General features: G+C 55.4%; 1 protein-coding gene. It reads right to left on the bottom strand.

The features are described from left to right. Positions 1-225: aminotransferase class III-fold pyridoxal phosphate-dependent enzyme (locus MXD62_RS40480; protein WP_368862366.1), on the bottom strand; the 225-nt coding region annotated here is incomplete at its 3' end. Between the last annotated feature and the right edge of the window lie 6 nt (positions 226-231).

Below are 231 nucleotides of genomic sequence, written 5' to 3'. Positions count from 1 at the left end.
ATACTTCTTCCCCGTTGCCAGACGAGCCAGCTTCAGCGCCATTTCATTCGCTTCCGTGCCGCAGTTTACCAGATAGCTGTGCTGCAGGTCGCCAGGCGTAATATAGGCAACAAGTTGGGACAGATAGCCGCGCAGCGGGTCGATCATCTCCTGGCTGTGCAATGCGTAGCGTTTCAACTGTGCTTCCACCGCTTTTACGACTCGTGGATGACGGTGCCCAAGCAGGTATAC

Source organism: Frankia sp. Mgl5 (genome assembly GCF_023242985.1).
Lineage (GTDB): Bacteria > Actinomycetota > Actinomycetes > Frankiales > Frankiaceae > Parafrankia > Parafrankia soli.
The sequence above is the reverse complement of the archived record's forward strand: the minus strand, read 5'-3'. Positions and strand labels throughout refer to the sequence as shown.